Raw genomic sequence first — 20,795 nt, 5'->3', positions numbered from 1 at the left:
TCGCGCGGCGAGGCGAAAGTCGGACAGAGTCCAGGCCGCAGACAAAGCGCGTGCCTGGCAGGCCTTCGTGCGCCCCCGACACTCAGGTCCACACCTGACAAGAGTCACCGGTTTGTTCGAATTATGTTCGACATCTTGGCGTGGGCAAGCCATCCCCGCAGTGAGGTGGGCGGCGTGCCGCGAGGCGTATGCGTCCCTGAACCCGGCATCAAAGTTCTCCGCCAGACGGGGTGGCGAGACAGCATGAGGCGCTTGGGGAACCCCGGAAGCGCCGGGTGACCACCCTGACCCACCAGCGCGCCATCCTGCGCATCCGCCTCCACCGCAGCGGCAACGAGGGGGGCGTCGGGATCGGCGGCGCACTTCACCGCGTCCGCTTGGTGCCGTAACCCGAAAAGCAGTGGCTGTGCGGGCTCGGGGCCACATACGTTCGCCTCCATGGTTGACGCAATGTTCGGGCATCCGCGCCTCGCGGCCATCTACGACCCACTCGATCCGGACCGCAGCGATCTCGACGCGTATCTCGCGATGGTGGAGGAGTTCGGCGCGCGGTCCGTGCTGGACATCGGGTGCGGTACGGGGGTGTTCGCGCTGATGCTCGCCGAGCACGGGATTACGGTCACTGGGATCGATCCCGCGCGGGCGGCCGTCGACGTCGCGCGTGGCAAGCCGGGTGCGGAGAGGGTGCGCTGGCTCGACGGCGACGCGGGGGGCCTGCCGCCCATGCAGATCGACCTGGTGACGATGACCGGGAACGTCGCCCAGGCGATCGTCGATCCGCAGGCGTGGCGTACGACGCTGCGCGGCGCGTACGAGGCGCTGCGGCCCGGCGGGCGGCTTGTCTTCGAGACGCGCGATCCGGCGCAGCGCGTGTGGGAGGAGTGGGCGGAGTGGACGCGCGAGACCACATACCGCATGACGGACATCCCGGGCGTCGGCCACGTCGAGACCTGGGCCGAGCTGACAGACGTGAGCCTGCCGCTGGTGAGCTTCCGCGGTACGCACGTCTTCGCTGCGGACGGGGACGTACTGACCTCGGAATCGACACTTCGCTTCCGCGAACGTACGGAGATCGAGCGGGACTTGCACGAGCACGGCTTCGTCGTCGAGGACGTACGCGACGCACCCGACCGGCCGGGCAGGGAGTTCGTCTTCGTGGCGCGGCGCGGTACCGCTGAGCCCGTCGCTCGCGGAATGCCCTAGATGATCAATTCCAAGGGTGCCTGCGGAGGGTGTGGGGATGGGCGGTCAGGCGTCGGGGTCGACTTCGGGGGCCCCTTCATCAATGCCGCGGTCGAGATTCCCGCCCCCGACCACCCGGTCCGTGCACTCGCTGCCTCATACAAGAACGAGTTCACCCGCCGGCTTGCCGCCCTCGCCCAGCAGATGGGCGCCCGCGACCCAGAACAGTTGGGCGAAGAGCTCGCACTGCTCTACGACGGCGCCATAGCCCGCAATATGATCTTCAACAGCACCGAGCCCGCAGCCCACGCCCGATCCATCGCCGTCAGACTCATTGACGAGGCCACCACTGCCACTCGCGCCTCACTCACAGCTACGACCACCTGACAGCGATAAAGTCCTCGGACTGGCGGACGACGAGGAGCGTGGCAGCGTGGAGCACATTGCGCCCGTAGCGTTCTCGGGCTCGATCAGCGCCGCCGGCCTTGTGAGGTCAGTTCCGTTTGCCCTGGGGCCCACCGCACGCTGTTGAACAGCACGACCACGTCAACGGCCACTGCAAGGGTGCGAGGTTCACTTCCCGTGTTGAGCCGTTATGCGCCTGTCGTCGAGCCGGGTCGGACGATCATCAGGACCACGACGATCAGCCCGGCTCCTGATCCGCGGAGGCCTGATCCGCGGAGGGCTCAGGAGCCGACCCGGTCCCGGCGGTGGCGCAGGAGGGCGGGCCGGCCGGATGCGCCGACGGGGCCGCGGGCGGCGGCGCGGGCGGGGCCGTCGGGGAGGGTGAAGGCGAAGACCGCCGTCGCCGCCGCGATCGCGGCCAGAGCGAGATAGGCGTGCTGGTAGGCAAGCAGCGGAGGTACGGCTTCGGCGCCCGGCGGTGTGCCGAGCACGAGTGCCGTGGTCACCGCCGCTGGCGCGAGCGCGCCGCCGGTCTGGCGTACGACGGTGTTCAGCATCGTGGCCTGCGGCAGATCCGCCCGCTCGACGGTGGCCAGCGAGGCGACCGTAGTGGGTATGAAGAAGCAGCCGATCGCGGCACCGAACAGGAACATCAAGCCGCGGAAAGTCCACAGACCGGTGTCCGTGTCGCAGGCGGCGAAGAGCAGCAGCATCGCGCCGACACCGGTCAGGCCGCAGCCCACGATCACGCGCGGACCGACCCTGGCGTACAGGGCGCCGGCGAGCTGGACGGTGAGCAGCACGCCGAATGCCTCGGGGAAGGTGGTCAGGCCCGACTCCAGCGCCGTACGGCCCTGGGCCTGCTGGAGGAAGAGCGGACCGAGGTAGAGGGCGCCCATGATGGGGATCAGGCCTACCAGGTTGATCAGGTTGGTGTCCCGGAACAGCCGGTCGGTGAACAGGCGCAGCCGCAGAAGGGGATGGGCCGTGCGCAGCTCTACGGCGACGGCGGAGGCCAGCAGGGCCGCGCCGGACACGAGGGAGGTGAGGACGGTGGGGGAGGACCAGCCGCGGTTGGGCCCCTCGCACAGGCCGAACATCACGGTGCCGAGGCCACCCGCGCTCAGCAGCAGACCGGGCAGGTCGAAGCGGCCTGGTCGGCTGCCGCGGCCGCCGGCCAGGAACAGCGCGCCGAACAGCAGCGCGGGCAGGCCCACCGGCAGATTGACGTAGAAGACCCACCGCCAGGACAGGTGGTCTACGAGCAGCCCGCCCAGGACTGGGGCGGCGGCCGGGGCGATCTGCTGCGGAACGATCATGTAACGGGAGATGCGTATCTGCTCGGCCGGGGTGAAGGTGCCGAACAGCAGCGCGGTGGAGGCCGGGAAGAGGACGCCGGCCGACACTCCCTGCACCGCTCGGTAGGCGACGAGCTGACCGATCCCGAGCGCTGCCCCGCACAGCAGCGAGGAGCCGAGGAAACCGGCCAGGGCGGTCAGCAGGACGCGTTTGCCGCCGAACCGCTCGACCAGCCAGGCCGAGGCCGGGATGGCCATGGCGAGGCAGACCGGGTAGACGACGACCACGCCGTCCAAGGCGGCGGTGGTCAGCCGGAACTGACGGGCGATCGAGGGCAGTGCCACGGTGGTGATCGCTCCGTCGACGATCGCGACGAAGGTGACGCTGACGCAAAGGACGGGCACGACCAGACGCTGGCTGAGTCGGAACGACGGGGCGGCGAAGGGCACGGGAGGACGTCGTCGCATATGCTGAGCATACTCACTATGTGCTTGCTCAGGACATCGCTTTTTCACGGTGCAGCAGTGGCCCGGCCGACACGGGACAGGTGCAAGAGCGGCGCGGGGCAGGGGAGACTGGGCACCATGGCAGTGCAAGGCAGCAGCGACGTCCTGGTCGACGAGCTGTACGAGACGACGCACCGACTACGGCAGTTCGTGGAGGCCCGACTGCGGGAGAAGGGCGCTTCGGTGGCCAGACTGCGCGCCCTGCGCATGCTGGCGCGGGCCCGGCAGCCGCTGCGGATGCGGGAATTGAGCGAGATGGCGGGCATCGCGGCCCGCACCGCCACCACGATCGTGGACAGCCTGGAACGCGACGGCCTGGTGGAGCGGATTCGCCACCCGCAGGACCGGCGGGCGCTGCTGGTCCGGCTCACCGAGGAGGGGCTGCGCTGCCACCGCGAGGCGGAGGAGGTCGACCGCCTCGCTCTCGCCGAGGCGACCGCGGCCCTGGACGAGGACGACCGCGAACACCTGCGGACCCTGCTCGCGCGCATCCGCGCCCACACCGTCTGACGAAGACACCGGCGCTGTCGCACCATCGCGGATGGGGCGGTTGGTCGTTACTCGCTTCCGGGCGTCGATTGGGTGGTGGGATGGCGCTGGGGGCAGCTTTCTTGGTGGTGGCGGGCGCGTCGCCGGCCGGGATCGACTGCCGAACGGTTGCCTCGCGGTGGGCCGCACGACTGTGTGATCAGCTGCTGCGCGTGCAGAACTTCACCGTCTCGAGCGACGGCGTCGCCGCCGGCGAGGACCAGAACCTGGAGCGGCCTTTCGGCCACAACATCGATCCGGGAAGGCTCTTCGCCTGGGCCGGCGCCACGGCGAGTTGGCCCATCCGCGCCGAGCCCGGGGGAAGCCGGGGCCTCGACGACTACTTCATCCGGGTCTTCAGCCGCAACATCGGCGCCGAGATCATGGGCCGCAACAAGTTCGGACCGCAGCGCGGCCCGTGGCGCGACCACGAGTGGCGCGGCTGGTGGGGTGACGAGCCGCCCTTCCACACGCCGGTGTTTGTCGTGACGCACCGCAAGCGTCCATCGTTCACGCTCTCCGACACCACGTTCCATTTGGTGGACGGCGACCCCGCCACCGTTCTCGCGCAAGCGCGGCAGGCCGCGCAGGGCAAGGACGTCCGGCTCGGCGGCGGCGTGACCACCATCCGGGAGTTCCTCGACGCCGACCTCGTCGACACCATGCATGTGGCCGTCTCACCGGTGAAGCTCGGGTCGGGGCTACGCCTGTGGGACTCGCCCCAACAGCTGCTGGACCGGTTCCACATGGAGGTCGTGCCCAGCCCGAGCGGCGTGATGCACCACCTTTTCTGGCGCAAAGGGCAAGAGAGACCACGGGAACCTCAGCACGGTCGACACGAGCGTTCCAGCGGATGAACGCGCAGATGTGGGCGGGTTAACACTGCAGTCCCCAGTACTCGCCCACAACCACCAACCACCCACACGTGCAGCAGACCTGCCGACGGTTGTGCGCCTCAAGGCAGCCCCCAACCGGGCCACGCCGATGGCACCCCTGAATTGGGGCGACCTCCGTCTCAGGGCGGGTGGGCAGCTCCCGTCCCTGCGCCTCGACGACCAGGTCACGTTGCGTGTCACGGCGGACCGGGGCACACCGGTGCCGGGCCTGCCGAAGGCAGCGGCGGCTACCGCAGTGATCTGCGGGGCGGCGGCGGAGCCTGTGTCCCGGCAGTGGACCGGGATATGGACGGTCCTGAGCCTCGCAGAGAGGTGGGACTCTCGCGCCTGGCTGCGGGAACCGCCGTGCGCGGGTGCGTCGGCGCCCCCGCATCAGGGCCGCCCGAGCGCAGCAGCTCCCGCCACTCCTCCGCGCTCCGGATGACCGGCTCCGTCGTGGCGATGAAGTCCTCCAGTACGGCCAGGAACCGCTGCGGATCGGTGTGGAAGGGGAAGTGGCCCGCGCCCTCGAAAACCTCCAGGCGGCTGCCGGGCATTGCCGCGTGCGCCGTCTCGGCGTGCCGCGCGGGCACCACCTGGTCGCGCGAGCCCCAGACCAGCAGGGTCGGCATGCCGGCAGTCAGGTAGCAGCGGTCGAGCATGGTCACCACCTGGCCGCGCCAGTCGACCACTGCGCGCAGCGTGCGGATGAACGCATCACGCGAGGCCGCATCGGGCAGCGCGTCCACCAGCCGCAGCAGATCCGGGGCGTCCTGACCGAGCCCGGTATCGAGCAGTTTCAGCAGCCGGATCGCCATGACGGTCTGCGTCCGCACCATCGGAAGCCGCAGTGAGGACAGGACCAGATGGGCTCCGGGCAGCGAGGCCGCGCGCAACGCCGGGGTGACGCCGCGGCCCGCCCCGCCGGTACTCACCAGCGCCAGCCGCTCGGTGCGCTCGGGGAACTGGTAGGTGAACTGCATGGCCACCCCGCCGCCCAGGGAGTGCCCGACGAGCGTCACCTTATCGATGCCCAGCACCCCCAGCAGGTCCCGCATCCCGTTGGCATAGGCGGGCACCGAATAGTCGCCGCGGGGCTTGTCGGAGGACCCGTGGCCCAGCAGGTCGGGAGCGATCACCGTGTAGTGGCGAGCCAGCTCGGGAATCAGATCGGCCCAGGTGTCGGACGAGTCACCGATGCCATGGATCAGCAGCACGGCCGGGCCCTTGCCGGCTATGCGGAACGCCCAGCGGTGGCCGTGCACGACCCGGTACTGGCGCGGGATGGACTTATCGATCACACGCAGCTGCGCGCGCTCGCCAGGCTGTGGAGGGATGCTCGCCACAGTGACTCCTCTCCAGGGGCGCACGCGCCCCCGGCGACTCGTCGGTTAACGCGCTCGTAACCTCATGCGCGCTGAAGGAATCTAAATCGACAAGTCGATTTATTTGGAGTTGGCTACGTCACACCTCGCTCGGCCACATCCGCCCCGGAGGCAACGGAATGCCGTCGCGACCTGCACTTCTGGGCGCGAGTGCGGCTCATCACAAGACGACTCATGTGGCATACGGCACAGAAGCAGTACGCGCCGCCGCTCAGGTGTCGGGGTTGCGCCCTTGGAAGTGGTGTATGGGCCCGGCTGGCCGCGACGGTGGCGGGCGGCCTCGCGGGCCGAGCCGTCCTCGCCGACTGCAGTGATGATCAGCTCGTCGCCGTGGAACCGGACCCAGGCCCGGTTGTCGATCAGTTCGTGCGGAACGGAGTAGCGGACTCCTTCGACCGAGACCGTGGACTCCCAGTTCACCCGCCGTATGGTGCCGAACGCGGCGGTGAACGGCCGTCTGGGCAGCGGGTGTGCAGCCTCTGCCGTTCCTCGGCGAGCCGCTCTACCGACTTGCGCCGAGTGGACCGGTGGATGCGGGAGTTGACCTCGTCGCAGAACTGCCGGCAGGCCGCCTCCAGCTCGCCGAAGGTCTTGTAGTGCTCGCTCAGGTTGACGTCTTCCGGCACCGGGTCGGCCTTCGCGATGCGGACCGTTGCCTCGGAACCGCCCCTCGTCTCCTGGTCCACGGGCAGGCAGGCGCCTATGGTCGTGCCGTAGTGCCGGGCGACCTCGACGATCTCCAGGTTCTGGACGGCGATCCCGGCGACGTGGCCGGTGGTGACCGACTTCTCGTTGTCCGCCAGGACGTAGGCTGGCGCTCCGCCGATGCGGCGGAACGTCGCGTCCAGACCCGAGGTGACCGTCGGCAGCGTCTTGTCCCAGATCGGGATCACGATCTGGAACCGGGACCGGGCCAGCCAGGCGCACCACAAGATGGTCTTGCGGCCGGCGATGGTCGGTCCGTTGCCGAAGTCGTACTGGATCCACAGCCCCGGCTCGGGCACCCACGGCCGGTAGACTCGTCGCTGAATGGCCCTGGACCCCGGCCGACTGAACCCCTACAAGCTCTGCCGGGAGCGCCGGTTCAACGCAGGGGTGCGCGAGCGTCGCCCTCCTGGCACCGCGAACTCCTCGCTGATCACCCACCGCACCGCGCTGTGAGGCCTTCCCCCCGGCCGCCAGCCGCCGCCTGGCTGCGCTGGGGCGGGCCCGACGGGCAGCTGCTCGCCGCGCTGCGCGCTGACGCGCCCGGCGCCGCCGAGCAGGTCGCCCACGCCCTGCTGGACAACCCCACGCTCCTGGGCGATCAGACCGGAACACCCCGCGGACGCGGGGTGTTGGGGCCGCCGTCGGCGACGCCTCGGTGATTTCCGACGGGGGCTACCGTGGCACCCGCCTGGTCATCCCGCATCGCCGTGAGCGCGACCAGGGGTCTCGACTCCCAGCTTGGCAAACGATCACGCCGACCAGCCGGCGCTTGCGGCGAACACGCTCGGGGAACGACACGGTGCGCGATCGTCACCGCGACCAGGCTGCGGTGGCGCGCAGCGCGGCCCAGTAGGACGACTGGCCAGCCGATGGTATGGGGGTATGGTTCATTTACATGGCAGATTCTCGGACCAATTCCGCGGCCGGTCCGCCCTCCGCGTTCGGTGCCGACCTGCATCTGGAGCTGCGTGGACCCGGGCTGCGCGCAGGGCTCACGGACGCCTTGAGGGAGGTCGTGCGCACGGGGCGTCTGGCGCCCGGCAGTCGGCTGCCGGCCTCCCGCTCACTCGCCGCGGATCTCGGCGTCTCGCGTAACACCGTGGTCGAGGCCTACGCCGAGCTGGTCGCTGAGGGCTGGCTCACCGCCCAGCAGGGCTCCGGGACCCGGGTGGCCCCCGGGGTCGAGAAGCAGAGGCCCGCGCCCGGCGCTCCTCGCGCCAGGCCGGACGAGCCCCGTCCTCGGTATGGCCTGTGGACCGGTGCACCGGACCTCGCGACCTTTCCGCGCACGCAGTGGCTCACCGTGGCCCGCCGGGCTTTGACCGCCGCGCCACACGGCGCCTTCGGCTACGGCGACGCCCGCGGCCGGATGGAGCTGCGCACCGCACTCGCGGACTACCTGGCGCGGGCCCGCGGGGTGTACGCCGAGCCGGATCAGATCGTCATCTGTTCCGGTTTCCATCACGGTCTGGCGCTGATGGCGCAGGTGCTCAGGGTACGGCGGGTGCGAGGGGTGGCAGTCGAGGCCTACGGGCTCGACCTGTTTCGCGACCTGCTGGCGAACGCCGGTCTGCACACCCCGCCCCTCTACGTCGACGACCATGGCGCACGCATCGACGACCTCGCGCGACTGCGCGAAGTGGGGGCGGTGCTGATGACCCCGGCGCACCAGTACCCGACGGGGGTCGCGCTCCGCCCGGACCGGCGCACGGCTGCCGTCGAGTGGGCACGTGCAACGGGCGGCCTGATCCTGGAGGACGACTATGACGGGGAGTTCCGCTACGACCGTCAGCCGGTGGGGGCCCTGCAAGGCCTCGATCCGGAGCGGGTGGTGTACTTCGGTTCCGTGAGCAAGTCCCTGGCGCCGGGGGTACGGCTCGGATGGATGGTGCTGCCGGAGGAACTCATCCCGCAGATCGTGGCGGCCAAAGGGCACGGCGACTACATGACGAGCGCCCTGGAGCAGCTGACGCTGGCGGAATTCATCACCTCGGGTGCGTACGACCGTCATGTGCGCTCGATGCGGCTGCGCTACCGGCGTCGCCGCGATCAACTGGTCGAGGTCCTGCGCCAGAGGGCTCCCGGCATTCGTGTGACCGGGATGGCTGCAGGACTGCAGACGGTCCTCGAACTCCCGCGCGGAACCGAAAGCTCGGTGGTCCAGGCCGCGGCCCGGCAAGGTCTGCCGATCAGGGGGTTGGCGCAGTTCCGCTACGAAGTGGCGGACTGCGGATGGCAGTTGCCCGAACGGGACGCCCTGGTGGTCAACTACGCGGCGCCCTCGGACAGCGCGTGGGCAGGCGCACTGGACGCACTGTGCAGGGTGCTGCCCTCTCGGCGTGTATCGAAAGTGGATCTTGAGTGATGAATGATCGTGGTTCATGGCGCGGGGAGATCTCACGGACGCACAGTGGGCGGTGCTGGAGCCGTTGTTGTCCAAGGGAGCGAAGGTGGGACGGCCGCCCATCTGGCTCCGGCGGCAGCTGATCGACCGCATACGGTTCCGGGGCCGACCGGTGTTCCGTGGCGGGACGTGCCTGCCGAGTACGGGCGGCCGTGGGGCCGGGTCTACGACGTGTTCCGCCGATGGCAGTGGGACGGCACGTCGCACCGGATCGCGATACGGCAGGGGCTGGAACACCGTCCCTCTTGTCAAAGCGCTGCGGGCGCTGCGTATATCCCAGACGTCGCCCCGGCCCCTGCCTGGATCGGCCCAACGGCCAACTCACATGCCTATTAGGCGCACGCCTCCTGGAAGAACCGGACATACCTGCGCCGCCGGGGGATCCGCTGCACCATCCCGGACAAGGCCGACCAGGCGCGCAACCGTCAGAAGCTCAGCTCCCGTAGCGGTCGGCCTCCGCATTTTCGATGCGGTGGAGTACCGCGAGCGCCATGCGATCGAGTACGGGATCAATCGACTTGAAACGCACAGGGCAGTGCCCGCGAGGTACGGCAAGCTCTCCGTCCGCTACGAGGCGACGGTGCTGGTCGCAGCCGTGTGCGAGTGGCTGTGACCAGCACCGTCGCAAAAGCCTCAGTCTCAGACGACGTCGAATTCGTTGCCCTCGGGGTCCTGCATGGCGGCGGCGTAGAGCCCCATGTCCGGCTCATCCTTGATCCGCAGCACGGTAGCGCCGGCTTTGACCAGCCGTTCCACCGTAGCCGTGACCCGCTGCGTGCGGACATCCAGTGGAACGTCACGGCCCCCACCGGCCTTCAGGTCGAAGTGCCACCGGTTCTTGGCGGCCTTCGGCTCCGGAACCTGCTGGAACCACACCCTCGGTCCACGTCCCGCGGGCTCGATGATCGACTCCGAAATATCCCCGGCACCGGCCGGCAACTCTGCCTCGGGCACCCCCATCGCCGTCCAGTAAGCACGCCACGTGGCGTGCCCGCCCGGCGGAGGCTCAGGCACGTAGCCCAGGGCCTCGGCCCAGAAAGACACCCTTCTCTGCGGACCGGAGCACTCGATCGTCAGCTGCACTGTCCTCTCCATGCTCGGAGCATCCCAGACAGGTCTGGCAGACGATCCACTTTCACCACAGGCCCTGGGAAGGGGTTCCGAGGGCGGAGCGGACGCGCCTCTGTCCGGTTCCGGAGCGTCCCTGCCGAGATTCGAGGTGCTGGGCTGTCGGCCTCAAGTGCCAGGCCGCCTGTGCCGGAGTCGCCGCGATCTCTCGGGCGGGAAGCCGTGCCGTCACGATCCCGCCATCCGTTCCAACGCACTTTTCCATGGTGGCGAGTGCGCCGGCGGCCGTGCCGCCGGCGAAGACCGGCTGTCCAAGGGGCAACGGCAGCAACGCCTGCTCGTCCATTTGCCGGAGCTGGAGTATCAGCCCGTCGTCGAAGCCCACCGTGTTCAGCAGTACCACGGGGTCGTCGTACAGGCGTGCTTCCTTAGCTCCAGGACTTCGGTCCCTTCGTCCAACGTGCCCACGCCGCCGGGCATCACTCCCCGTGAGCCGCCCTGCCGACGCCTGTAGTCCGTCGGTGACGACCCCAGCCCTGCCGATGAGCTACCCGAACTCGCGGGTGCTGGGTGCAGAGCTCGTCGAGGTCACCGAATGAAAGGGAAGGCACCGATCTTCATCGCGGTGGGCGTTGTTGCAGTCATGACCGCACCGTATGCGCGCGTCCGCCCATGCGTGTGGGCCATCTTCTGAGCAAAAGACCGGGCCACTTCGCGTCGAACGGCCAGGCAGGCCCCTGGGTGCCGTCAGTCGGACCGCTTACACCCGAAGCCGGAGCGCCACGTCGCACGCTCGGAGCGCCCACGGCCGGGAGCGGGTTAGCGTGCCAGCTCCGTAGATCGCGATCTTGCTTTGTCCGCAGAATTGGTCCAGGAATCTGTCATGGAAATGGACCGTGCTCCGGTGCCACTGGGTGCTTAGCGTCGCACGCATGAGTACGAAGGAAGCACACGGAAGGCCACAGCGCCTCCCCGAGCATACGCGCCGTCTGGACTGGGCGAAGCTCGCCCTGGAGGCCTCCGGCCTGATCCGCCTGGACGGCACCGTGACGGTCTCCCTGTGGCTCACTGGCGCCTTCCCCGGGCGCAGCATCGGTCCCTACGTGGGGGCCCAAATGGCGGGGACGGGTCTTGGGCGCCTGGAGTGGGGCCTGCGGTCTCCCTCACGTCGATCGGCTACGCGGCCATCGTGCCTGCGCCCTGCTGCGGCCCGCGTCAGTCTGTCTCGCCGAGGCCGGCGGCATGACGGTCATCATGTTGGCGGCCGGGTTCTACATCGCTCATGCCCGCTGCGTGCGCCTGGTGCCGTACGTCATCGGACTGTCCGTTGCGCTGGTGATCGCTTTCTGGGGCCCTGCAGCGGGGGCTCGATCGGCCCCGCCCGCCAGGTCGGTCCTGCCGTAGACCACCGATCTGCGGATCCGACTGACGCGTGAGGTGCGGGTGAGAGCAAGCGGGGGGAGTCACCGGACGGCCGTGTTGCTGCCCTCGGTGTCAGCCGACGGCCCGTTGGCTGCGCCCAGGCCCCGACGGGGGTCCTGCCGGAGCACGTCTCACGGGCCGAGACCACCGCCGCAGCCACGGTCGGGGCAGTGTGAACGGGCTGTGGCCTGCCGTGCCTGGTAGCTCGATCACTCCTGCCCTGGACCTATCCATCCACCAGACAGTCGGGCAGTCGGGGGACTGCATCGCCGGGGGAGACGGAAAGGGAAGAGCAATGGGCAGTTCCGCAGGGACAGCAGTCGCCGAGGCTCAGACGGCCATCGAGACAGTCTGCCCAGCGATATTTCTCCTCGACGCGCAGGGGACGGTGGTCGGATGGTCGGAGGCCGCTCAGCGGCTCGTGGGCTACTCGGCTGCGGAGGTGGTGGGGCGGTCCGTCGGTGTCCTGTTGGCGGCCGCTGACGACCGAGCGAAGGCTGCACAAGCCGTACACGAGAGCACCCTGCGGAGCTGCTGGTCCGACCTTGCGCAGGTGCGCCACCGCGACGGCCGCAGCATCGATGTGCGCTTGTGCGTGTCATCGCTGTCCGGGCAGGACGGCCGGGACTGGTGGGTGGTCTGCGCGACCGACAAGGCCCTTCTTCCCGCGTGGCAGGCCGAGGCCACAGTGGCGGAGCCGCTCCTCGCTACGCTGCCGAGCTGCCTGCCGATCGGTGTCGTCGTACGGGACACGCACCTGCGCTGCATCCGGGTGAACGACACCCAGGGCTCCAAGGACGGCATCCCTCTCTCCAAGCGGCTGGGCCGCAGGCTGACGGAGGCGGCGCCCGGGACGGAGGCCGAAACGCTGGAGGCAGTGATGCGCCAGGTGCTGGAGAGCGGCGACCCGGCGATCAACGTGGACTACCAGGCCTTCCTGCCGGCGAATGTGCGAAGCAGTCGCATATTGACAGCGTCCTACTTCCGCCTCGACGACGCGCAGGGGCGCGCTCTGGGCGTGTGTGTCGTGAGCGTGGACGTCACCGACAGCCGACGGGCGCGAGAGCGTCTGGCAATCCTCGGCGAGGCCAGCAGGCACATCGGCACCACTTTGGACGTCATGCAGACCGCGCAGGAACTGGCCGCCCTCGCCGTGCCGTTCCTCGCGGACTACGCCACCGTCGACCTGGCGGAGTCCGTCCAACACGGCGAGGAGCCCATGGCCCATCTCGGCCCACAACACGAGCGCATCCCCGTCTTTCGCCGTGCGGGCCTGGCCTCGATCCACCCGGGAACGCCGGAGTCCCCGTTCGCTCGCGGAGAGCCGGTCTTCGTCCCGCCCACTTCGCCCTTCGCCGGTGTCCTGCGCTCCGGGAAGTCCCACTTCGAGCCGATGCTGGACACGTCCCCGGGCACATGGCTCGACCACCACGACCCGGCGCGGGCGGAGAAGATCCGCGAGCATGCCATGCACTCGTTGATGGTCGTCCCGATCCACGCCCGGGGCGCGGTGCTGGGCATGGCGGTGTTCGTGCGGATGGAGGACCCCAGGCCGTTCGAGGAGGACGACCTGCTCTTGGCCGAGGAACTCGCCGGCTGGGCAGCGCTGGCCCTGGACAACGCCCGCCAATACGTGCGCGAACGCTCCGCGGTTCTCGCCCTGCAGCGCCTGCTGTACCCCCACCGTCCCACGGGCGGCTCCGCCGCTGATGTGGCCTGGCGCTACCTGCCGGCCGACAGCCACCACGGCATCGGCGGCGACTGGTTCGACGTGATCCCCCTCTCCGGCGCCCGCGTCGCCCTGGTCGTCGGCGACGTCGTCGGACACGGCATCAACGCGGCGGCGAAGATGGGCCAACTCCGCACCGCCATGCACACCCTCGCCGACATGGACATGCCTCCCGACGAAGTACTGTCCCGCCTCGACGAGCAGGTCTTCCGCCTCACCGAGGCGGAAGACCCCCGGCACCCGGCCACCACCACGATGGCTGCCACATGCCTGTATGCCGTCTACGACCCGGTCACCCGTACCTGCACCATGGCACGGGCCGGCCACCCCCCGCCCGCGGTCATCGACCCGTACGGCCACGTCACCTTCCCCGACCTGCCCGCCGGAGCACCGCTCGGCCTCGGACTGGTCCCCTTCGAGTCCGTAACTTTCGAACTCGCCGAAGGAAGCGTGCTCGCCCTCTACACCGACGGCCTGATCGAGGCCCGCGACCAGGACATCAGCGCTGGCATGAACCGTTTGCGCGCGGCCCTCGCACGGCCCGACCTCACATTGGACGATCTGTGCTCTTCGACGGTGGACACGCTCAGGGCCAAGCCGCCGAGCGACGATGTCACTCTGCTTCTCGCACGGACCCGCTCGCTGAACGCGGACCAGGTTGCCTCCTGGCAGTTCCCCAGCGACCCCGCCGTCGTCAGCCGTGCCCGGACTCTCGCTGCCCGGCAGCTGACCCAGTGGGGACTGGAACACCTAGTCGAGTCCACAGAGCTGATCGTCAGCGAACTGTTCACCAACGCCATCATCCACGGCAAGTGCGACTGCGACGGTGACTGCAGCAGCGACCGCACGATCGGCCTACGCCTCATCCGACACGAGACGCTGACCTGTGAAGTCTCCGACGCCAGCCATAGCCACCCGCTTGTGGGGCACCCCAGCTGCACCGACGAACACGGCCGCGGCCTCTTCCTCATCACTCAACTGTCCCGCCGATGGGGAAGCCGCCACATCCCGGACGGCAAGATCATCTGGGCTGATCAGCAACTGCCAGCCAGGCGGTAAGCACTATGCACGTGGATGTCCAGTTCTCGGTGCTCGGCCAAGTCCGGCTACACAAGCAGGGGGTCGAGGCCGGAGCCGGTCGGCCGAGGCAGTGCGCCGTGTTCGCTTCGCCGTTGCTCAGGGTGGGCAGGCCAGCAAGCCTCCCGAAACTGGTGGATCACATGTGGGGCGACGACGCCCCACCGTCGGCCGTAGGCTCCGTGCGCACGTACGTCTACAGGCTCAGGCAGGCACCGGGGGAGCAGAGCGACAGCTCCGTGGGCCCGGCCGACGGGGGGTACCTGTTGCACATCCAACGGGACGCTCTGGACCTGAACAGGTTCAAGGAGATGACGGCAAGAGCGAGGGACGCCCGCAGCGCCGGCGACCTGGTGCCCGCGGCGAGCCTGCTGACCCAGGGCCTCGAGAGCGTCAACGCCTCGGCGTCAGCCCGTCGCCGGAACTGCGGCAAGTCCAAGAGCGCATTGTCCCCGGACGATTCCAACTCTCGCAAAACGCCGACCGCCCGAAGGGCGCGCCACAGATGCCCCCGCATCACGCTCCGGCTCAGCTTCCAGCCGCCCTGCCGAGCCTCGTCGGCCGCGACAGAGAGCAGGAACGGGTCGAGCGCTTGGTCGCCGATGCAGAGGCGTCGTCCTCTGCGGCCATCTACACGGTCGGCGGACTGGCCGGCGTCGTAAAGACAGCTTTCGCCACCACCGTCGCCCACCGCCTGGCTGGCCGATTTCCCGGACGGCCAGCTCTTTGCAGACCTGGGAAAGCGTGCCCCACGGCGCGCGCGAGTCCCTCGTCGAAACACGCCGGAATCTCCGTCCGTGAAATCCCAGGATGCGCGCACGGCGAAAGAAAAAGACAGCGACTTCGCGTAGAGGTCCTGCAGATGGTCTCGTGACCGGCTTGTCCGCACGAAATGACCTGGAGATTGAGAACCATGCACTCTGCGGATGTTAGAAAAACGTGCCGCTCGGCTCAGGGTGGACATGCCGGAACCAGCGGCAGCGCCCTGGCAGCAAGGCCCGCCACGGGCCGAGAGCAGCTCGACCCGGAGTCCGCCGCCTGGGCGGACGCGCTCGAGGGCGGTCGCGGGCCGCAGTACGAGCAGGCCTGCACGCAGCTGCACGAACTGCTGGTGCGGATCGCCATGGACGAAGTACTCCGCCGGGGTCCTCGTTACGGAATTACCGGGCCCGAGCTGAACGATCTCGCCCACCAGGCGGCCGCCGACGCACTGATGAGGATCACGCACAAAATCCAGGAATTTCGAGGCGACGCCAAGTTCACCACATGGGCGTTCCGATTCGTCGTACTTGAAGTGTCCAGTAAGCTGGGCCGCCATTTCTGGCGTGTTTCAAATACCCGGTTCGACTTGGACGAATGGGCGCAAGTGCCCGACCGCACCGGTATCGACCCCGTCAGCCACTGGCAGGCGCGAGAGCTGGTCGAAGCCGCGCGCGAGGCAGTCGAGACAGCACTGACCGTCCGCCAGCGGCAGGTCTTCACCGCCGTCGTCACCGGGGTCCCCCTGGAAACGCTCGCCAGTGAGCTGGAGACGAACCGAAACGCGCTCTACAAGACGATGTTCGACGCCCGTAAGAAACTGCGAGCTCAGCTGATAGCCAGCGGACATCTCAGCGCTGCGGGCTGATGCAGCTGCGGTGACGTCGGCCCGCAGCGCTGACCGAAGGGGCCCGCACCGCGGGCCGCACATGTCCCGGGGCCTGGCAAGTCGTCTTCCCGGGGCGGCCCCCCGCACGCCATGAGCAACGAACCCACTGCCCGACTCAAACGACCATCACACAAAAGGTCACCCATCCGACATGGGAACCTCTGTCCCCATCCCGGGTATCCGCCCGCCGGAGCCCGGACACTCACTCATGCACGCCAGAGCGCGCCCGTGCGCAGCCAAGCGACAACAGCTCACTGCCCCCTCAGCGAACCAACGATCATTCAGGAAAGGCCCGACATGTCTGACAGGCGGCGCCCAGGGGTCCGCCCGGCCGTTCGACGCGAAGTGGCCTGGTCTTTTGCTCAGAAAATGGCCCACACGTTTGGGCGGACGCGCGCATACGTTCTGGTCATGACCAGCGCGGATTTGGCCGCCTGTGTCGCGCCACCCGCGTAACTGTCTCTGTACCCCGTCGGCTTCCGTCACTGTTGCCGGCGTGCGGGCGCCGCCGTTCGTGGCGGCCATGGGGGAGACGCCACCTTGGGCCTTGGCCGAGCAGTCAGGGCACTCGGATCGATAGATGAGTTGCCACTTCCGGCCCCGCCGGAAGGCAAACTCGTCGGCGCCCAGCACCTCTACCTCGGGAACCGCGGGCAGATCCAAGCGCCGGATCAGCCGCAGGAGCGTGGAGCCGCTGACCGGCATGGACAAGTGGGCTGCGAGGCGTTCGCCCGCCTGCCCCGCCCAGTATCAAAGCCACCTGTTCCAGGGATCGCTGGAGCAGTACGGTCCGACGTCCGTAGCGGAAGGTGAGACCTTGGAGCGGCTCGGCGAATGCCTTCTTCCCGCAGCCGCCGTTGTCGCAGAAGAAGCGGCGGACCTCCAGATCGATCGCCGTCGGCTGCCCGCCGGTAGCCGTGTCGGCGAGTCTTCGTGCGTACCGGCTGTGCACCCGCCCCGAGGAAGTACCGCAGTCGGGTCACCTGGCCGTAGGTGTCGTGCACCTGGCGGTGATGCATACTGCGCTGCCGACCCGGACCAACTGATCGATGACCACGGAGGTCAGGACGGGAACAGGACTTTCAGCAGGCCAGAAGCATGATCCCTCACCAGGGAGAGCTACCCCAAGATCAACGGCTTCACGAAAAGTGCCGAAGAGTCAGCTTGTCATGGCCACCGTCATCGTAGCGCAGCGGGGCGATGCCCCAGGTGGCCAGGAGGTCGGCAAGGTCTTTGAGAGTGCCGACGCGGCCGTCGGTGGGGCCGCTGCCGGCAGGGAAGGTGACCTCCCGGTCGGTGCCGATGGGTGCCATGGAGACGCCGCCGACGGATGCCCAGGACGTGGCGGCAGGCGGTGTCGACGGGGGCTGGAGCCGCAGGCGGTTACCGCGGCCACCGAGAACGCCACCACCCCCGGGGTCCCTCCTTCTCGGAGATCAGGCGCAGAGCAACCGCCGGGCTCGTGTACCGCCCCGGAGTTCGACCCCAAGTCTGCGGATTCAGGTGGCTTGACTCTCCACATTCCGAGGTCGGTGCCCCAGCGCCGCACGTGCGGCGGGAGCCGGCCGAGCCGTCCGTCAACCGAGGAAAGTGCCCGCGAGGAGATACCGGCATGGGTCGTAATGTCCGGCTGCTTCGTCCGCTGCCAGCACCGCACTGACGGTATGTCACGCACGGTCGAGACCGGCTCGACTGGACCAGGCCTTCGTCACCCGTTCGGCCTCCAGGATCTGCCTCTTGGAGCACTGAAAGTAATATTATAATTACGGACTGTGTTCATTTCGCTCTGAGAGGGACCAGGGCCGTACTCGACGGGGCGCCCGGAACCAGATTCGAGATCACCCGACTCCGTCGTCCGACGCTCTGGATTCAATCGGCGCAAACAGAAGGACGTGGCGATGAACCCTGTCCGGCAATCCGGCCGAATACCGGCACGCGCTCTGCACGGCACCGTCGCGGTGCTGACCACGTGCGGTTTACTGCTCACCGCCTGTGCGACCATCGGTCCGGAACAGACAAGCGCACGGCTGAGCCCGGTACACACTCCGCCGGGAGCGGCCAACGCTGCCTCCACGGTCCCGGTGCCGCCGGGGCTGCAGCGCTACTACGGGCAGGAACTGCGCTGGAAGACCTGCCCCGATGCGCCCGCATTCCAGTGCACGACTGTGAAAGCACCCCTGGACTACGCTCACCCGGACGCGGGCGACATCAACCTCGCAGCCGCCCGCAAGAAGGCCACCAGGACCGGCGCCACGAGGATCGGTTCGCTCCTGTTCAACTTCGGCGGCCCCGGTGTATCGGCCATCGATGCCCTCACCGCCACGCCCGATAGGTACGCCTCCCTGAACGCGGCCTACGACCTGGTCGCCCTTGACCCCCGCGGTGTCGGCCACAGCACCCTGGTCGACTGCGGCACCGACACGTCCACGGCCACCGGCGAAGCGGGCATGAGCAGCACGTCAACGGACGCGGACATCGATCAGGATGTCGCACTGTGGACGAAGATCGCCGCCGCATGCGCCCGTCACGCCGGGCGGCTGTTGCCCCACGTCGGCACCCTGGACGCGGCTCGGGACATGGACCTGATGCGCGCACTCCTCGGTGACGAACAGCTGCACTACATCGGCTGGTCCTACGGCACTTACCTGGGGGCGAGCTACGCCGAACTGTTCCCCTCCCGCGTGGGGCGCATGGTGTTCGACGGAGCGGTCGACCCCTCACGCAACGCCGCCAGCTTCTACCTGAACCAGGCGCGGGGCTACCAGGTCGCCTGGGAGGCGTTCGCGGCCGACTGTGCCGCCCGCGACGACTGCCCGGTGGGGCACTCCGTCAAGGAGGCCGGCCACACCCTTGACTCCCTGGTCGCCCGGCTGGATCGCTCCCCCCTGCAGCAAGGCAAGGACATCATCGTCAATGGGCAAGTGGTGCTCACCATGACCGCTGTCCTGCTCAGGTATCCCCACTGGCCGGCGCTCCGCCAAATGCTCCGGGAGGTGCTGGCCGGTGACACCACCACGCTGCTGAAAGTCCTCGTCGCTGTACTTCCCGGCAACCTGGGGGACCAGTCGGAGACAGCGGTCCACTGCCTGAGCTCCACCTTCGACGGCCGCTACACCGCCGACCGGACAAAGGCATCTCTTGCCGAATTCGTCCGGGTGGCGCCTCAGTTCGGGAAAGCCTGGGTCTCGAATCTCTCGTCGTGCACCTCATGGCCCGTCCCGGCCAACCAGACCGCGCATCGCATCACCGCGCCCGGTGCCGCACCGATTCTGGTCGTGGGCACCACGCGCGATCCCGCAACCCCGTACAACGACGCACAAGCACTCGCCCGCCAGCTCCAGTCCGGCCGACTACTCACCTGGGACGGTGATGGTCACACCGCCTACGGACAAGGGAGCGCCTGCATCGACAACGCTGTCGACCACTACCTGCTCGACGGGCGTCTTCCAAGGGTCGGCACGGTCTGTACTGACGCACCCGACAACGGGAACAAACCTGTGGGCACAGCGCCCGCAGACCCCCACACCCGCCGGAATGCGCCGATGACGCTGCACACGAGATAGCGAAACTGCACACGTCCCCGACAGCGAGCAACATCGAACCGGTCACCTGGGCGAGCATGGCCGAAGAGCTCCTGGCAGCCCGCATTTACGAACAGGCCACATGAGGTCGCAGGCCGTCCGACAACTCCTCAAGCCCCATCGTCTGCGTTGTCCTCCGATCGAATCGAAGCCCCACGCAATCCCTGGCCAACTGTCGGCGTACACATGAACGTCCCCAGCCGCGTACGAATGAATGGGGCCGGTTTCTGACGCGCTTGGGCTCATTGCCAGGCACTCTGCTGTCGATCAGGTCGGTGTGGCAGAGGGCGGCTGAGGATGGTCTTGGACCCGCATCGCTGGTTGGGACCGCGACGTTTTCGGGGGCGGTTGGAGTCCGGGGCGATGAGCCTGTCGGAGATCGCCAGGGAGACGGGCCTGGACCGCAAGACGGTCGCAAGTACCTCTCGGCCAAGGGACCGGCCGCGCCACCGCGCCGTTCGCCGAATGGGCAGCATCGCGGGCGGATCATCGATGAGGTAGCCCCGCTGATCGACGCGCTGCTGCGGCCGGAGATCCTGATGAAGGCCACCGTCATCCACGAAGGGCTGGTCAGCGACTACGGCTTCACCGGCAACTACCAGCGCGTGAAGCCCTACGTGCAGGACGCAACCAGGGCTGCGCCGCACTCGGCCTGGGACTTGCGCCGGTCGAGCGGGGCCTGCTGTGCAGCGGCCCCGACGGCATGGCCCGCGTCGTCGACCCGACCACCCAGGCGTGCACCTCCTACGGCCCGCAGGACCGCAAAGCGCTCCTGGAACACGTACGCCACCACCTCGCCTGGGCCAAGACAGGCGGTTCCCTATGGCCCGGCGACCACCTGCCCGGCCCGCCTGGCACCAGGCCGTGAAACAGCGCAGGGATCTTGGTGCAGCCCCGGTCCACAAGGTGACAGTCCAGGCGCCGCCACAAAAAGCGGCACCTGCTGCGTGGCTTGGCGAGTCCACGTAACGGCGTGTG

General features: G+C 68.6%; 17 protein-coding genes and 2 pseudogenes. 13 read left to right on the top strand and 6 right to left on the bottom strand.

Annotated features, from left to right (window positions below; all coding sequences use genetic code 11):
* The first annotated feature begins 438 nt into the window (after window positions 1–438).
* Together ACQPXS_RS01825 and ACQPXS_RS01820 are read left to right on the top strand one after the other, a co-directional pair.
* Window positions 439–1,203, top strand: a complete 765-nt coding sequence (locus ACQPXS_RS01825) for a class I SAM-dependent methyltransferase (RefSeq protein ID WP_433446264.1) — start codon at window positions 439–441, stop codon at window positions 1,201–1,203.
* A complete protein-coding gene (locus tag ACQPXS_RS01820) occupies window positions 1,204–1,569 on the top strand; it encodes a hypothetical protein (RefSeq protein WP_433446262.1) in 366 nt (121 codons plus the stop codon). It abuts the gene before it with no gap.
* A gap of 299 nt (window positions 1,570–1,868) precedes the next feature.
* Here ACQPXS_RS01820 and ACQPXS_RS01815 read toward each other — a convergent pair whose 3' ends face one another.
* Window positions 1,869–3,353, bottom strand: a complete 1,485-nt coding sequence (locus tag ACQPXS_RS01815; protein WP_433446260.1) for a DHA2 family efflux MFS transporter permease subunit — start codon at window positions 3,351–3,353, stop codon at window positions 1,869–1,871.
* Window positions 3,354–3,470: 117 nt separating this feature from the next.
* On the opposite strand from ACQPXS_RS01815, the gene ACQPXS_RS01810 reads away from it, so the two are divergent.
* Both ACQPXS_RS01810 and ACQPXS_RS01805 read left to right on the top strand, forming a co-directional pair.
* Window positions 3,471–3,902, top strand: coding sequence for a MarR family winged helix-turn-helix transcriptional regulator (locus tag ACQPXS_RS01810; protein WP_433446258.1), 432 nt, complete (start codon window positions 3,471–3,473; stop codon window positions 3,900–3,902).
* A 170-nt stretch (window positions 3,903–4,072) separates the two neighbouring features.
* Complete coding sequence (locus ACQPXS_RS01805) at window positions 4,073–4,777, top strand: dihydrofolate reductase family protein (RefSeq protein ID WP_433455656.1); 705 nt, start codon at window positions 4,073–4,075, stop codon at window positions 4,775–4,777.
* Window positions 4,778–5,043: 266 nt separating this feature from the next.
* Here the strand turns inward: ACQPXS_RS01805 and ACQPXS_RS01800 are convergent, their stop codons facing one another.
* A complete protein-coding gene (locus tag ACQPXS_RS01800; RefSeq protein ID WP_433446256.1) occupies window positions 5,044–6,141 on the bottom strand; it encodes an alpha/beta fold hydrolase in 1,098 nt (365 codons plus the stop codon).
* A gap of 246 nt (window positions 6,142–6,387) precedes the next feature.
* Window positions 6,388–7,217: pseudogene (locus tag ACQPXS_RS01795) on the bottom strand (Mu transposase domain-containing protein); the annotation flags it as partial.
* Here ACQPXS_RS01795 and ACQPXS_RS01790 point away from each other — a divergent pair.
* From ACQPXS_RS01790 to ACQPXS_RS01770, 5 genes are all read left to right on the top strand, one after another.
* The gene (locus ACQPXS_RS01790) at window positions 7,210–7,341 is read left to right on the top strand and encodes a hypothetical protein (RefSeq protein WP_433446254.1); all 132 of its coding nucleotides are present in this window, start codon (window positions 7,210–7,212) and stop codon (window positions 7,339–7,341) included. The pseudogene ACQPXS_RS01795 and the gene ACQPXS_RS01790 overlap by 8 nt on opposite strands.
* The gene (locus ACQPXS_RS01785) at window positions 7,338–7,547 is read left to right on the top strand and encodes a hypothetical protein (RefSeq protein WP_433446252.1); all 210 of its coding nucleotides are present in this window, start codon (window positions 7,338–7,340) and stop codon (window positions 7,545–7,547) included. Before ACQPXS_RS01790 ends, ACQPXS_RS01785 begins: the two co-directional genes overlap by 4 nt.
* 236 nt (window positions 7,548–7,783) lie before the next feature.
* Complete coding sequence (locus ACQPXS_RS01780) at window positions 7,784–9,253, top strand: PLP-dependent aminotransferase family protein (RefSeq protein WP_433446250.1); 1,470 nt, start codon at window positions 7,784–7,786, stop codon at window positions 9,251–9,253.
* Between the two features lie 3 nt (window positions 9,254–9,256).
* Window positions 9,257–9,628: a transposase gene (locus ACQPXS_RS01775; protein WP_433446248.1), complete on the top strand. Its 372-nt coding sequence runs from the start codon at window positions 9,257–9,259 to the stop codon at window positions 9,626–9,628.
* 136 nt (window positions 9,629–9,764) lie between these two features.
* Window positions 9,765–9,905 (top strand): hypothetical protein, encoded by a 141-nt coding sequence (locus tag ACQPXS_RS01770; protein ID WP_433446246.1) that lies wholly within the window; start codon window positions 9,765–9,767, stop codon window positions 9,903–9,905.
* A 26-nt stretch (window positions 9,906–9,931) separates the two neighbouring features.
* Here ACQPXS_RS01770 and ACQPXS_RS01765 read toward each other — a convergent pair whose 3' ends face one another.
* A complete protein-coding gene (locus ACQPXS_RS01765; RefSeq protein WP_433446244.1) occupies window positions 9,932–10,387 on the bottom strand; it encodes a VOC family protein in 456 nt (151 codons plus the stop codon).
* Between the two features lie 1,690 nt (window positions 10,388–12,077).
* On the opposite strand from ACQPXS_RS01765, the gene ACQPXS_RS01760 reads away from it, so the two are divergent.
* Both ACQPXS_RS01760 and ACQPXS_RS01755 read left to right on the top strand, forming a co-directional pair.
* Window positions 12,078–14,570, top strand: coding sequence for a SpoIIE family protein phosphatase (locus ACQPXS_RS01760; RefSeq protein ID WP_433446242.1), 2,493 nt, complete (start codon window positions 12,078–12,080; stop codon window positions 14,568–14,570).
* A 931-nt stretch (window positions 14,571–15,501) separates the two neighbouring features.
* Complete coding sequence (locus tag ACQPXS_RS01755; protein ID WP_433446239.1) at window positions 15,502–16,215, top strand: sigma-70 family RNA polymerase sigma factor; 714 nt, start codon at window positions 15,502–15,504, stop codon at window positions 16,213–16,215.
* A 580-nt stretch (window positions 16,216–16,795) separates the two neighbouring features.
* On the opposite strand, the pseudogene ACQPXS_RS01750 reads toward ACQPXS_RS01755, so the two are convergent.
* Window positions 16,796–17,203 (bottom strand): annotated as a pseudogene (locus ACQPXS_RS01750) (hypothetical protein); the annotation flags it as partial.
* 172 nt (window positions 17,204–17,375) lie between these two features.
* Complete coding sequence (locus ACQPXS_RS01745) at window positions 17,376–17,549, bottom strand: hypothetical protein (protein WP_433446237.1); 174 nt, start codon at window positions 17,547–17,549, stop codon at window positions 17,376–17,378.
* A 585-nt stretch (window positions 17,550–18,134) separates the two neighbouring features.
* Between ACQPXS_RS01745 and ACQPXS_RS01740 the strand changes: the two genes are divergently transcribed.
* Window positions 18,135–19,799 (top strand): alpha/beta hydrolase, encoded by a 1,665-nt coding sequence (locus tag ACQPXS_RS01740; RefSeq protein ID WP_433446235.1) that lies wholly within the window; start codon window positions 18,135–18,137, stop codon window positions 19,797–19,799.
* Window positions 19,800–20,520: 721 nt separating this feature from the next.
* Window positions 20,521–20,685 (top strand): hypothetical protein, encoded by a 165-nt coding sequence (locus ACQPXS_RS01735; RefSeq protein ID WP_433446233.1) that lies wholly within the window; start codon window positions 20,521–20,523, stop codon window positions 20,683–20,685.
* The last annotated feature ends 110 nt before the right edge of the window (window positions 20,686–20,795 follow it).

It is taken from the genome of Streptomyces sp. CA-142005 (genome assembly GCF_050942335.1).
Classification (GTDB): Bacteria; Actinomycetota; Actinomycetes; order Streptomycetales; family Streptomycetaceae; genus Streptomyces.
Note: the sequence above shows the minus strand (reverse complement) of the source record. Positions and strands in the feature narration are given on the sequence as shown.